General features: G+C 58.9%; 15 protein-coding genes. 6 read left to right on the plus strand and 9 right to left on the minus strand.

Annotated elements, in window-relative coordinates:
- The first annotated feature begins 8 nt into the window (after positions 1-8).
- The 4 genes from ACEVJK_RS08165 (at position 9) to ACEVJK_RS08180 (ending at position 4,367) form a co-directional block, all read left to right on the plus strand.
- Complete coding sequence (locus ACEVJK_RS08165) at positions 9-1,124, plus strand: SLC13 family permease (RefSeq protein WP_374740357.1); 1,116 nt, start codon at positions 9-11, stop codon at positions 1,122-1,124.
- 251 nt (positions 1,125-1,375) lie between these two features.
- Positions 1,376-2,920, plus strand: coding sequence for a sodium:solute symporter (locus tag ACEVJK_RS08170; protein WP_147573201.1), 1,545 nt, complete (start codon positions 1,376-1,378; stop codon positions 2,918-2,920).
- A gap of 120 nt (positions 2,921-3,040) precedes the next feature.
- Complete coding sequence (locus ACEVJK_RS08175; RefSeq protein WP_147573199.1) at positions 3,041-3,886, plus strand: amidohydrolase family protein; 846 nt, start codon at positions 3,041-3,043, stop codon at positions 3,884-3,886.
- 34 nt (positions 3,887-3,920) lie between these two features.
- On the plus strand, positions 3,921-4,367 hold the full coding sequence (locus ACEVJK_RS08180) for an SseB family protein (RefSeq protein WP_186851825.1): 447 nt from the start codon (positions 3,921-3,923) through the stop codon (positions 4,365-4,367).
- Between the two features lie 19 nt (positions 4,368-4,386).
- On the opposite strand, the gene ACEVJK_RS08185 is transcribed toward ACEVJK_RS08180, so the two are convergent.
- Positions 4,387-5,727 (minus strand): M56 family metallopeptidase, encoded by a 1,341-nt coding sequence (locus ACEVJK_RS08185; protein WP_374740358.1) that lies wholly within the window; start codon positions 5,725-5,727, stop codon positions 4,387-4,389.
- Between the two features lie 4 nt (positions 5,728-5,731).
- On the minus strand, positions 5,732-6,085 hold the full coding sequence (locus tag ACEVJK_RS08190; RefSeq protein ID WP_240288437.1) for a BlaI/MecI/CopY family transcriptional regulator: 354 nt from the start codon (positions 6,083-6,085) through the stop codon (positions 5,732-5,734).
- 207 nt (positions 6,086-6,292) lie between these two features.
- Between ACEVJK_RS08190 and ACEVJK_RS08195 the strand changes: the two genes are divergently transcribed.
- Positions 6,293-7,018 carry a TraX family protein gene (locus tag ACEVJK_RS08195; RefSeq protein ID WP_340406219.1) on the plus strand — a complete coding sequence of 242 codons (726 nt, stop codon included), beginning with the start codon at positions 6,293-6,295 and terminating at the stop codon, positions 7,016-7,018.
- A 50-nt stretch (positions 7,019-7,068) separates the two neighbouring features.
- Here the strand turns inward: ACEVJK_RS08195 and ACEVJK_RS08200 are convergent, their stop codons facing one another.
- Positions 7,069-7,203, minus strand: coding sequence for a hypothetical protein (locus tag ACEVJK_RS08200; protein WP_262670188.1), 135 nt, complete (start codon positions 7,201-7,203; stop codon positions 7,069-7,071).
- Between the two features lie 26 nt (positions 7,204-7,229).
- Here ACEVJK_RS08200 and ACEVJK_RS08205 point away from each other — a divergent pair, with 26 nt between their 5' ends.
- Positions 7,230-7,652 (plus strand): GNAT family N-acetyltransferase, encoded by a 423-nt coding sequence (locus ACEVJK_RS08205; protein WP_147573191.1) that lies wholly within the window; start codon positions 7,230-7,232, stop codon positions 7,650-7,652.
- Positions 7,653-7,771: 119 nt separating this feature from the next.
- On the opposite strand, the gene ACEVJK_RS08210 is transcribed toward ACEVJK_RS08205, so the two are convergent.
- The 6 genes from ACEVJK_RS08210 to ACEVJK_RS08235 all read right to left on the minus strand — a co-directional run bounded on the left by ACEVJK_RS08210 (position 7,772) and on the right by ACEVJK_RS08235 (position 12,729).
- Entirely contained in the window at positions 7,772-8,206 is a 435-nt protein-coding gene (locus ACEVJK_RS08210) for an ACT domain-containing protein (protein WP_147573189.1), read from the minus strand.
- A gap of 20 nt (positions 8,207-8,226) precedes the next feature.
- The gene (locus ACEVJK_RS08215) at positions 8,227-9,528 is read right to left on the minus strand and encodes a phenylacetate--CoA ligase family protein (protein ID WP_374740359.1); all 1,302 of its coding nucleotides are present in this window, start codon (positions 9,526-9,528) and stop codon (positions 8,227-8,229) included.
- 178 nt (positions 9,529-9,706) lie between these two features.
- Complete coding sequence (gene crcB / locus ACEVJK_RS08220; protein WP_340406226.1) at positions 9,707-10,072, minus strand: fluoride efflux transporter CrcB; 366 nt, start codon at positions 10,070-10,072, stop codon at positions 9,707-9,709.
- The gene (locus tag ACEVJK_RS08225) at positions 10,072-10,644 is read right to left on the minus strand and encodes an indolepyruvate oxidoreductase subunit beta (RefSeq protein ID WP_147573184.1); all 573 of its coding nucleotides are present in this window, start codon (positions 10,642-10,644) and stop codon (positions 10,072-10,074) included. The genes crcB and ACEVJK_RS08225 overlap by 1 nt, the downstream gene beginning before the upstream one ends.
- A gap of 3 nt (positions 10,645-10,647) precedes the next feature.
- A complete protein-coding gene (gene iorA / locus ACEVJK_RS08230) occupies positions 10,648-12,390 on the minus strand; it encodes an indolepyruvate ferredoxin oxidoreductase subunit alpha (RefSeq protein WP_186851822.1) in 1,743 nt (580 codons plus the stop codon).
- A gap of 24 nt (positions 12,391-12,414) precedes the next feature.
- Positions 12,415-12,729 (minus strand): YerC/YecD family TrpR-related protein, encoded by a 315-nt coding sequence (locus ACEVJK_RS08235; RefSeq protein WP_147573180.1) that lies wholly within the window; start codon positions 12,727-12,729, stop codon positions 12,415-12,417.
- Between the last annotated feature and the right edge of the window lie 353 nt (positions 12,730-13,082).

The raw sequence follows: 13,082 nt of genomic DNA on the forward strand, positions 1-13,082 counted from the left end.
AGAGATGTGTGTTGCAAAAGCTCATAGTATTTTTACGGCGGGAAACGGTGCTGTCCATCGCCTGGCTGCTGGCGGCTGCCACAGCCTTTCTGGTCCCCCCGGACCGGGCCTATCTGGATTATATCGACGGCGGCACCCTGGGGCTGCTCTTTTCTTTGATGGCGGTGATGGCAGGGCTCCAGGGGCTGGGTCTGTTCCGCCGTCTGGGTGAGCATCTGCTGGAGCGGACGGCCACGACCAGACAGTTGGAGGGTGCGCTCATCTTCCTGCCCTTCTTTTTCAGCATGGCGGTGACCAACGATGTGGCCCTTATCACCTTTGTTCCCTTCGCAATGGAGGTACTAGAGCTAGCCGGAGAGGAGGAGCGCCTGATCCCTGTGGTGGCCATGCAGACCATCGCCGCCAATCTAGGCAGTATGGCTACCCCCATCGGCAATCCCCAAAACCTGTACCTCTACTCCCACTATCAGATGAGCCTTGGGGAGTTTTTCCGGTCCATGCTCCCCCTCACCGCCGCCTCCGGTCTGCTGATTCTACTGTTCCTTCTGTGCCGCCACTCCACCCCCCTGTCCCTACCCAAGCTGACACCTCCCGCGATTTCCGAAGGCAGGCGTCTGGGCTTTTACCTCATCCTCTTTGTCCTCTGTCTGGCCGCGGTGGCGAAAGCCCTGCCTGTGGCGCTGTTATGCGTACTGGTGGCCCTGCTCACTGCCCTGGTAGACCGCCGTGTGCTGGTCCGGGTGGACTGGTCCCTGCTGGCCACCTTTGTAGGCTTCTTTCTCTTTGTGGGCAACCTAAGCCGCCTGCCCGCCTGCCATGACTTTTTCCGGGCCGTCCTCGCTCACCATGAGGCGGTATGCGCCGTCCTGGCTAGCCAGGCGCTCAGTAATGTGCCCGCCGCCCTGCTGCTGTCTGGTTTTACAGACAACGGGACCGCACTACTGGTTGGCACTAATCTGGGGGGACTGGGTACGCTGATCGCCTCTATGGCCAGTTTGATTTCCTATAAGCAGGTGGTCCGCCGCTCTCCCTACAAAAAGGGAAAATACCTGTTGTGGTTCACCGCGGCCAATTTGGTTTTTCTGACAATACTGCTGAGTGGCTATCTCCTCCTGGCCTTGTGACAAAGGGACGTTCCCAGTATCGGGAGCGTCCCTTCAATCATCCACTTGCAAATCTGCCGCTTTCCCACCCAGTCCCCGCAGCCCCCTTCATCGCCCTGTTTCCCGGCCCCTTCTGATCGGGAGAATCCCAGCTTGGAAAAACTTTTTGCCCAAACAATCAAATTCTCTCTTGACTTTATCGCTTTTGTGCGTTAAACTTTAACGCATCAAACCAATAAATCAAATGTGTTTGATGAGAGGACTGGTTCAAAATGGGTATCAAGCTGGGTATGTTGCTGGTGTTCTTCGCCGTCATGGTGGGCATCGGTCTGTATTGCCGGAAACACGCCACCGATGTCAGCGGCTTTGTGCTGGGTGGGCGGTCTGTCGGACCATGGCTCACCGCCTTCGCCTACGGCACCTCCTACTTCTCCGCCGTAGTCTTTGTGGGATACGCCGGGCAGTTTGGGTGGAAGTACGGTATTGCCGCCACCTGGGCGGGCATCGGCAACGCTATCCTGGGCTCTCTGTTGGCCTGGGTCGTGCTGGGCCGCCGGACTCGCATCATGACCCAGCACCTGGACTCCGCCACCATGCCCGAATTTTTTGGCAAGCGGTTTGGCTCCAGGTCCCTGAAGGTCGCCGCCTCAGTCATTATCTTCATCTTCCTTATCCCCTACACCGCCAGTCTGTACAACGGCCTGTCCAGGCTGTTCGGCATGGCCTTTGACATCGACTACTCCGTGTGTGTGGTAGTCATGGCAGTGCTCACTGGAGTGTATGTCATCGCCGGGGGCTATATGGCTACCGCCATCAACGACTTTATCCAGGGCATCATCATGATCTTCGGCATCGTGGCGGTGATTGCCGCCGTCCTGAACAGCCAGGGGGGCTTTCTGGCTGCCCTGGAGGGGCTGGCCCAGGTGAGCGACCCGGAGGTGTCCGCCGCCCCCGGCGTCTTTGCCTCCTTCTTCGGCCCCGACCCCCTGAACCTGCTGGGCGTGGTGGTCCTCACCTCCCTCGGCACCTGGGGACTGCCCCAGATGGTCCAGAAATTCTACGCCATCAAGAGCGAGAAGGCCATCGACACCGGCACGGTCATCTCCACCCTCTTTGCCGTCATCGTGGCCGGGGGCTGCTACTTCCTGGGGGGCTTCGGACGGCTGTTCAGCGGCCAGATCGATATCGCCGCCAACGGCTATGACTCCGTCATCCCCACTATGCTGTCCGGCCTGCCAGACGTTCTGCTGGCGGTGGTGGTGGTCCTGGTGCTGTCCGCCTCCATGTCTACCCTGTCCTCCCTGGTGCTCACCTCCAGCTCTACGCTGACTCTGGATCTGCTGAAGGACCACGTCTGGAAGGACATGGACCAGAAGCGCCAGGTCTTTGTCATGCGCTGCCTCATCGTGGTGTTTATCGCCATCTCCGTGGTGCTGGCCATCATTCAATACAGGTCCAACGTCACCTTCATCGCCCAGCTCATGGGCGTCAGCTGGGGCGCCCTGGCCGGCGCCTTTCTGGCCCCCTTCCTCTTTGGGCTGTACTGGAAGCGGGCCACCAAGGCCGCCTGCTGGACCAGCTTCCTGTTTTCCACCGTCTTTATGCTGGCTGTCATCAGCCCTCTAAAGTCCGTCCTTCCCGCCCTCCTTCAGTCCCCCATCAACGCCGGGGCCTTCTGCATGGTCGCTGGTCTTGTGATCGTTCCCCTGGTCTCCCTTTGCACCGCCAAGCCGGACCGTGCGCTGGTAGAGGACGCCTTCTCCTGCTATGACGAGAAGGTGCTGGTCCGGCAAAGCCAGGCCCTGGGGGACAAATAAATTCCCTCTTTGCAAAAAGGCGGGCACTGTGGTATCCTAAATAAGCACACGACTCTGTCAGGGCCCACTTTGTGGGCCCTGACGGTATGTTCTATCCTCATTTCCGAAAGGAAGTTTTTTATGGTCGTCGATATCCATACCCACACCTTTCCGGAGCGCATCGCCGCCTCCACCATTCAAAAATTACAGGATATTTCCCACACCCGCCCCTTTACCGATGGGACAGAAGCGGGCCTGCGGGCCTCCATGGTCGCCGCTGGAGTAGATTTCTCCCTGGTCCTCCCCGTGGCCACCAGCCCCCGCCAAGTGGTCCACATCAATGACGCCTCCGCTCGCCTGAACAGCCAGGGGAATGGCATTCTCTCCTTCGGCTGTATGCACCCGGACTTCGACGGCTGGAAGGAGGAACTGGGACGGGTGGCTGCCCTGGGTATGAAGGGCATTAAGGTCCACCCCGTCTACCAGGGGGTGGACTTTGACGACCCCCGCTATCTGCGCATCCTGGACCGGTGCGGAGAGCTGGGCCTCATTGTGCTGACCCACGCCGGACTGGATATCGGCTTTCCCGGCCAAGTAAACTGCTCCCCAGAGATGGTCCTCCGGGCGGTGGAACAGGCAGGCCCCCTCCAGCTCATTCTGGCTCACATGGGTGGGTGGAGAAATTGGGACCAAGTGGAGGAGCTGCTGCCCCATACCCATGTCTATCTGGACACCGCCTACGCCCTGGGCCGGATTGCCCACAGGGGGGACGGCCACTTCGCTCCGGAGGAGCTGGATCTAATGTCCAAGGCCCAGTTTCTGCGCATGGTGGACACCTTTGGCGCACACCGGATACTCTTCGGCACCGACAGCCCCTGGCGTGGGCAGGAAGAGGGCATCGCCCAGCTCCGGGCCCTGCCCCTAAGTCAGCCGGACCTGGAGGCCATTCTGGGCGGTAACGCCCAGAGGCTGCTAGGGCTGTCCTAAGGCGCCGGATATTTTTGATTAGGAGGTCTTTTCCATGAGTGATCTCACACAACCTATCACCAACCCGGAACTGGCCCAGGCGGTCGCTGATATGGCCGCCCAGGGCAGCCGGGCGAGCCGGGAGGCAGTGCTGGACATCGTCATCTCCAAGGCCCGTTTTTTGGCCCCGGTGACCATCTCTCCCGCCCCGGAGCAGCAGGAGAGCGCCCCACTAGGGGAGGGCACCGCCATCCAGTTCCAACTGCTGCCCAATCAGGAGGGGCAGCCCTTTTTCCCCGCCTTCACCTGCTGGGAGGAGCTGCGCAAGCTGTGCGGCCCCAAAAACCAGCAAACCCTGGTTCTCACCTTTGACGACTATGCCGCCATGGTCCTGCGGGACAACCGGGCGGCGGGCTTTGTGGTGGACCCCTTTGGCTCCTGCCTGTCCTTCGACCGGGCCATGATGGAACATCTGGCAGTCAGGAAGCAGGACCGGCATTGAACAGAACAGAGCCCCTGTCTTATGACAGGGGCTCTGTTTTTCCGCCCGGGAGCAGCACCCAGTAGTCCAGTCTCTGGTCTTGGTCCGGCGATCTGCCGTCAGGTGTGAAGTGGAAGTCGATAGTATCCCCCCAAAACCACCGCCGGAACAGGGCGTGGCACCAGGTACCATTCAAATCCTGAAACCGGACCGAGATATAACTGCTCCCATCCTCCGCCGCATAGAAAATTGTATCCTCGTCCCAGTCCGCCTCCTCTGCCATCATGGACCAGATCTGGTACCGCTCCATCACATCCAGGACATCGGCATCCAGGGCACGGTAGGGGCCCCCTGCCAGAAGAAAGGCAGCCAGGGCGGCGGCCGCTGCCCAGCCCAGGACCGTTTTCCTGTCCCCGCTCCGTGACGCCCCCGGCCCGGAGCTTCTGTAATCGGGCTGCCAGTTGGCAGCCTGCCGGACACGGAGGGCTGCGTCACACTCGCCGAAGGAGGTAACCCCACCCCATACTGGGCGGTCGCTGGCAAGCTCTACCAGAGTCCGGGCATAGCTCCGCCGGCCCTCCACGTCCAGCTGCTCCAGCACCCCCTGATCACAAGCCAGCTCCATGTCTAAGCGGAAGGCCCGGTAGGCCAGCCACACCAGGGGATTCCAGAAATTGAGAATCCAGACCGCAGAAGCAATCCCCTGGAGCCAGGGATGGCGTTGTTTCACATGCTCTCGCTCATGGATGAGCACCAATTTCATCTGCTCGCCGGTCAGCTCTCTCTGAAGCAGGATGTCATGTCCGCCCTTGCGCCGGAGCACAAAGCTGGTGGGCAGGTCCGGACACAACTTGATGCTCTGCCCCTCGGCCATGGTCAGCCCCAGCCGTTCATAGTCCTCCGTTTCCAGCGCCCTCCCCTGGCTGGCCAGTTTCCTGACTCCCCGGTCTGACCAGCGAGCCAGGCTAAAAATCACCACAAAATAGGCCGCTCCCAGCAGTACCAGAAGCACCATCCCCTGCCAGGACACCTGGATGGGGATGGAAAAGCCCCCAGGCAGGGCAAGGTGATAGGTCCCCTCCCCAGTAATCTCAGGCAGATACATAGGGAAATGGTCAAAGCCGCTGTCGCAATAAGTCCGGGGAGTCAGGAAAGAGCGGAGGGTGAAGGGCAGGGGCACCCGGTCAAGCAGGTTTATCCACTGGGGCAAGCAGAAGGACAGCCACACCACCCCCCACAGGGCTACCCGTTGCCGGGGCTCCAGGAGCCGCCGGGTCATGGGTCTCAGGGCCAGAAGGGCGGCCAGGGCCATTCCCAGGTAAATACTCCAATTGAGCATCTGCAGCATGGCGCACCAGCAGAACCGCGCCACAAGCTCCACGGCTTTATCCCTCCCCCATTTTCTCGTCGATCAGCTCCTTCAGCTCCTCCGCCTCCTGGGCGGTAAGCTTTCGGCCGCTGAGGAAGGCGGTCATAAACAGGGGCAGTCCCCCTGCCCGCCTCACCAACTCCTCCCCTTGGGCCCGGATGACCTCCTCCCGGGTAACCAGAGGGGTAACCACTGTGTTCTGGTGGCGCACTAAGCCCTTATTCTTTAGCCGCCGCAGAACGGTGTAGGTAGTGCTCTTGTTCCAGTCCAACCGCTCTCCGCACAGGGAAACCAGTTGGGTGGAGCTTACCGGCCCGCTGTCCCACAGCACCTCCATCACGCGGTATTCCCCCTCAAACAGTTTTTCCACAGACTCACCTTCTTAAGTTTATCACAATAAACCTCTCTCAATTAAGTTTACTATAATAAACCTCCTGTGTCAAGGTAAGTTTTTCCAAAGGGGCAGGGCTTTCTCGGACGGTCCCCAGTCCTGTCAGGGCAAAACGTCTTGCGTTTTGCCAGCGACAGTGTTATACTGTCGCAGCATCGGACGAAGGCCTATACAAGGAGGACCCGTATGGAAACCAAACCGCTCTCCGCCATGCCCAAGTTGAAAACGAATCTGGACACTGACTTTCTTAAACTGATTGCCATTCTTTCCATGGTCATTGACCATGTGGGCACCGCCTTTTTTCCGGAGTACCCCGTCTTTCGATGGGTGGGGCGGCTGGCCTTCCCCATCTTCGCCTACTGTCTGACAGTGGGTCTGCTGTACACCCGCGACATCAGGAAATACCTCCTGCGGCTGGGGGCCTTCGCCCTGATTTCCCAGCCCTTCTACATCTTTGCCTTTCACCCCTGGGACTGGCAAGCGGAGTGGATGAATATGAACATCTTTTTCACGCTGCTGGTAAGCCTGCTAGCCCTGTGGGGAGTCCATACCAGACGGTGGTGGCTGTTCCTCGCCCTATTCCTGCTGGCTAGCTTTGTCAATTTTGATTACTCGGCCAACGGCATCGTGCTGATGCTCATTTTCTATCTGTGCCGAAACAGACCCGTCCTGGGGGCGGCTGTCTATGTGCTCTTCTGGCTGCCTGCCCTGTGGGGCGGACAAATGGAGGATCCCCTCAGTGTGAAGATCGCCGGACACGCCATCAACTGGACCATCTTCGCTGTCCTGTCTGCCTTTCCCATCTTTCTCCCCACCCACACAGGCATCAAGGTGCCAAAGTGGTTTTTCTATGCCTTCTATCCTGCCCATTTGGCAGCCATTGGCCTAGCAAGAGTGATACTAAATGTATAAATTTACAAAAAAGCTCCGCTTTGAAATCACTCAGAGCGGAGCTTTTTTCTCTAAAACACAGTCCGGTCATACAGGCCCGCTCCCATCAGCAGTATGCCAATCAGCAGCACAATCACAGAGAGCATTTTATATCCCCTCGTTCCGTTGCTGCCCTTCCCCGCTTGTGATATAATTGTATCAGACACCCCAAATCATCTCTTAGGAGCGAATTATGATCAGAGCTTTACAGACGGAGGATATCAGCGCTGTGTCCGCTATCTGGCTCAATACCAATCTCTCAGCCCACGCTTTTATTCCTTCCCAATATTGGGAAGGCCAGTTGTCCGAAGTAACGGAGGCCCTTGCCCAAGCCGAGGTCTATCTTTGTGAGAGAGAGGGAGCCATACAGGGCTTCGTGGGCCTCAACGGCAGTTACATAGAGGGAATATTTATCCGCCAGGAGGCACAATCCCAAGGGGTTGGGAAACGGCTGCTGGACTTTGTAAAGGCCCGCAAAGACCGACTGGAGCTAAACGTATACCAGAAAAATTCCAGAGCGGTCGCCTTTTATCAGAGGGAACGGTTCGTGATACAGCGGGAAGGGCTGGATGAGCATACCGGAGAGATGGAATATCGGATGGTGTGGACTCGATAAGGCCAGCATGGATCTTCTATCATTATGGACCCGCCCGAAGACAAATCCTTCCTTTCACAACGGCAGAGGCCGCCCAATGGGCGGCCTCTGCCGTTGTGAAAGGTTTGGACACCCCGTCCTTACAGGTTGTTCATCTCCTCCTGGTCCACCGTCTTGATGCTTCGGGACGCAAGGGCGGCGGCAGCCGCCTCGTTGTCGGCCACCCGGAATACCATATAGGCGTTGGTGGTATCCTTACCGCCCAGGAAAGCGTACATATACTCCACATTGACTTTGGCATCGGTGAGTACCTGGAGCACTTTGTTCAGTCCGCCGGGCACGTCAGGGATGGCTACCCCCAGCACAGGGGTGATATTGTGGACATAGCCCGCCTCCTTCAGTACCGTGGCGGCCTTATAGACATCATCCACGATTACGCGGGCCACACCGAAGTCGCTGCTCTCGGCCACATTCAGGGCCCTCATATCGATCTGGTTCTGAGCCAGCACCCCGGTCATGGCATACAGGGCGCCCGGCTTGTTTTCCACAAAGACGGAGATCTGCTTGATATTCATACCGCTTTCCTCCTTTAGTTTCAGATCTTGCGCTTGTCGATGACGCGCACCGCCTTGCCCTCGCTACGGACGATAGATTTGGGGGCCACCAGGGTGACCTTGGCGGCCAGTCCCAGCATGGACCGCAGCCCATCCACCAGTTCCTTCTGGCGGCGGCTGATCTCGCCCAGATTGTCGGTGAACATCTCGGGGGTCATCTCCACCTGAACGTCCAGAGTATCGGTGGACTTCACTCGGTCCACGATGATCTGGTAGTTTGCGGGGTAGCCATGGTTGAGGAGCACGGTCTCGATCTGGGAGGGGAACACATTGACACCCCGGATGATAAGCATATCGTCGGTGCGGCCGCGGGGCTTCGTCATCTTCACATGAGTGCGGCCGCAGGGGCAAGGCTCATGACTGAGCACGCAGATGTCCCGGGTACGGTAGCGCAGCAGGGGGAACGCCTCCTTGGTGATGGAGGTAAATACTAGCTCGCCCTGGCTGCCCTCGGGCAGCACCTCGCCGGTGTCCGGGTCGATGATCTCCGCGATAAAGTGATCCTCATTAATATGCATCCCAGACTGGGCGGAGCACTCGAAGGCCACACCGGGGCCGGACAGCTCCGTCAAGCCGTATATATCATAGGCTTTAATACCCAGTGTATTCTGGATGTCTTGGCGCATCTCCTCGCTCCACGCCTCGGCCCCAAAGATGCCCGCCTTCAGGGGAATCTGGTCGGGGGTCAGGCCCATCTCTTTCATAGACTCGCCCAGGTAAGCCGCGTAGGAGGGGGTGCAGCACAGAATGGTGGCGTTTAAGTCCCGGATAAACATGATCTGCCGCTCCGTATTGCCGGAGGAGGTGGGGATGGTCAGACAGCCAACCTTGTGGCTGCCGCCGTTGAGTCCGGGTCCGCCAGTAAACAGGCCGTAGCCGTAGGACACCTGGCACACGTCCTCGTTGGTGCCGCCGGCGGCCACGATGGCCCGTGCACAGCAGTCCTCCCACAGGTCGATATCGTGCTGGGTGTAGAAAGCCACCACCCGCTTGCCAGTGGTGCCAGAGGTGGACTGGATACGCACGCAGTCCTTCAGGGGTTTGGCCACTAGTCCGTAGGGATATGCCTCCCGCAGGTCGGCCTTGGTGACAAAGGGCAGCTTATGCAGGTCATCCACGCCCTTGATGTCGTCAGAAGTCAGCCCCTTCTCCTCCATCTTCTTGCGGTAGTAAGGCACGTTGTCCCAGACGTGTTTCACCTGCTTGACCAGGCGCTCGTCCTGCCAAGCGCGGATCTGCTCCTGGGACGCGGTTTCGATCTCTGGCTGGTAATATCTCTCCATGGGTATCAGTCCTTTCCAGTTTTCTCTCGTGCTTTCCAGCTTCTTTTGATTCTTGCGTTCAGAAAGGCCCAATCCTGACAAATCTTCCAGGACAAATTGGGCGGCATATCAAAAAATATGGAAAAATAGAAGGGCGGCGGCAATCGCCGCCCTTTTGTTCCTGACATACAGGGCCGATTCAGGCATCCCCGCTCAACCTCTGCCCCAGGGCCACTCCCAGCAGGCACAGCGCCACGCTTAGAAACATATATCCCCCGCACAGAAGCCACTTTCCCCGCTCCAGCAGGGTGAAGCTCTCCAGAGAAAAAGTGGAGAAGGTGGTAAAGCCGCCGCACACCCCGGTCTTCCAGAACAGAGTCCAGCCGGGGGAAAGGCGGCGCTGCCCGGCCAGTCCGACGACAAAGCCGATGGCCAGGGCCCCTAGGAAATTAGTACACAGGGTAAGCAGGGGAAGCTCCCCCCGCCATGGCAGCAGGCTTATCCCATAGCGGCCAGCGGCACCCAAGGCGCCGCCCGCGGCCACCATTAAACCGCCCAACCCCATCAGGCGTTCTTCCCCAGCTCAAACGCTCTCTTATTCAGTTCCAGGAACTTTGGGGGCACCATGGCCTCCAGGGACTTGTGCCACGCCTCCTCGGGCAGTTCGAAGTAGTGGGACAGGCGGCCCATCAGGACGATGTTCACCGCCTTGGAGGAGCCAGCTTCCTCGGCCAAGGCCAAGCAGTCAAGGGCATCCACCTTGGCGCCGGCGGCCTTCATCTTCTCCACCAAATTTTCGGGGTACTGGGCCGCGCCGGTGATGACGGGCATAGGATCGATCTGCTGGGTAGAGGTGACAATCTGTCCATCTGGCTTCAGGTAGGCCAGCCAGCGGGCGGCCTCCAGCAGCTCGAAGGACACGATATAGTCCGCTTCTCCCTTGTCAATGACGGGGGAGCACACCTTTTCCCCGTAGCGCACATAGGTAACCACGCTTCCGCCCCGCTGGGACATGCCGTGGACCTCGGACACCTTCACGTCATAGCCCTGCTCCATCAGCAGGTGGCCCAGCAGCTTGCTGGCTAACAGGGAGCCCTGTCCCCCTACGCCCACAATCATAATATTCTTGGTTTCCATGCCTTAACCCTCCTTGCCGGTGCTCTCGAAGGCCCCCACGGGGCAGAGCTGCTCACAAACGCCGCAGCCCACGCACAGCGTGTTGTCCACATGGGCCTTGCCCTCCTTCATGGAGATGGCGGGGCAGCCGATCTTCATACAGCTCTTGCAGCCAATGCACTTGTCTGTGTTTACCTTCAGCGGTGCCTTGTGCTTAACGTATTTCAGCAGGGCGCAGGGCCGGCGGCTGATGATGACGGAGGGCTCGTCCGCGGCCAGCTCCTCCTTCACTGCTTGGTCGGTGGCCTTCAGGTCATAGGGATCCACCACCCGCACCCGGTTGAAGCCCATGGCCCGGCACAGGGCCTCCAGGTCGATCTTGCCGGCGGGGTCGCCCTTGATGTTGTAGCCGGTAGTGGGATTCTGCTGGTGGCCAGTCATGCCGGTGATGGAGTTATCCAGGATAATGACGGTAGAATTGGACTGGTTATAGGCGATGTTAGCTAATCCGGTCATTCCAGAGTGCATAAAGGTGGAATCGCCGATGACGGCCACCGTCCTGCCCTCACTCTCCGTGCCCAGGGCCTTGTTGAAGCCGTGGATGGCGGAGATGGAGGCCCCCATACACAAAGTCATATCCATGGCGGACAGGGGGGCCACCGCTCCCAGAGTATAGCAGCCGATATCCCCAAGGACGGTGCACTTGTTTTTGTTCAAGGTGTAGAACAGCCCGCGGTGGGGGCAGCCGGCGCACATGACCGGAGGCCGGGGCGGAATGGCGTCGTCCAGAGCCTTCCCGCTATGTACGGTCCCGCCCAGCCGGGCGGCCACCAGGTTCTGGGAGAACTCCCCCTCCATAGGCAGTACATCCTTGCCGGACACCTCCAGGCCCAGGGTGCGGCAGTGCTCCTCAATGATGGGGTCCAGCTCCTCTACCACCACCAGCTTGTCCACCTTGGCGGCGAAGTCCCGGATCAGCCTGACGGGCAGGGGGTTGGCCATACCCAGCTTCAGCACGGACACGCTGTCCCCAAAGACCTCCTTCACATACTGGTAGCTGGTGGAGGAGGTAATGATGCCCAGGCCGGTACCGCCCATCTCCACCCGATTGATGGGAGCAGTCTCCGCCCACTCCCGCAGCCGGCCGGTGCGCTCCTCCACTGCGGGGTGGCGGCGGATGGCGTTGCCCGGCATCATCACATATTTGGCGATGTTCTTCTCATAGGGGACGGTCTGCCTCTCCTCCCGGTCGGACAACTCCACCAGAGACTGGGAGTGGGCCACCCGGGTACACATTTTCAGCAGCACCGGGGTGTCGAACTCCTCGGACAGCGCAAAGGCCAGCCTGGTGAAGGCCAGGGCTTCGGCGGAGTCGGAGGGCTCCAGCATAGGCACCTTGGCGGCAATGGCGTGGCGGCGGGAATCCTGCTCATTTTGAGAGGAATGCATCCCCGCGTCGTCAGCCACGCCGATAACCATACCGCCGTTCACGCCGGTATAGCTCATAGTAAATAGAGGGTCAGCGGCCACATTCAACCCCACATGTTTCATGCCACAGAAGGCCCGCTTCCCAGCCAGGCTGGCACCGAAGGCCACCTCCATAGCCACTTTCTCGTTGGGGGCCCACTCACAGTAGATATCGTCGAACTTGGCGGCCTCCTCGGTAATTTCAGTACTGGGGGTACCGGGGTAGCTGGAGATCACGCAGCACCCGGCCTCATAAAGCCCACGGGCAACGGCGGCATTACCCAGCATCAGTTGTTTCATGTTTCTTCCCTGCTTTCCTAATATTTATTCGTCGCTTCCCCTGTTGTGAAGAGTTTCCCGCTGAATAACCTCCCGCATAATACCGCCGGCGCCGTTGTCCAGCATGGACCGGCGGACCCGGCTAATGGTGGCACTGGAGGCCCCGGTTTTCTCCAGAATGTCCAAATAGACCAACCCCTGCTGCAAGTAGACCGCCACATCGAACCGCTGCTCCAGGCTGCGCAGCTCGGTCGGGGTGCACAGGTCGTCAAAAAACCGGCAGCACTCGTCTAGATCCTTCAGCTTCAAAATAGTTTCGTACAGGGCCAGGCTTCGGCCTTTCTTTTCCCCTTTCGCCATTGTCTTCGCTCCTTTTCCAAGTTTCTTCTCCTCCAGGAGAATTTACTTGTGTAAAGTGTAGCACACAAAAGCAAAAAAGTAAATGAGCCTTTCTCTTTTTACGGGGCCAAATTCTACTAAAAAACAAAAAACCCCCTAGCAGCCTAAGCCGCTAGAGGACGGGGAAACGTCTCCCGTGGTACCACCTCTGTTCACCGTCCCCATAGGGACAGTCTTATCGGGTGTCCAACAACACCCAGCCTCTGTAACGGGAGGACCCGATCCGCTCTACTCAGCCCAAAGCCTTTCCTCGGACAGCTCAGGAAATGAAATTTCAAACGCGAAGCTGTGCCCCTCACACCTACCGGGAACTC

It is taken from the genome of Flintibacter sp. P01028, assembly GCF_041925235.1.
GTDB classification, from domain to species: Bacteria; Bacillota; Clostridia; order Oscillospirales; family Oscillospiraceae; genus Lawsonibacter; species Lawsonibacter aceti.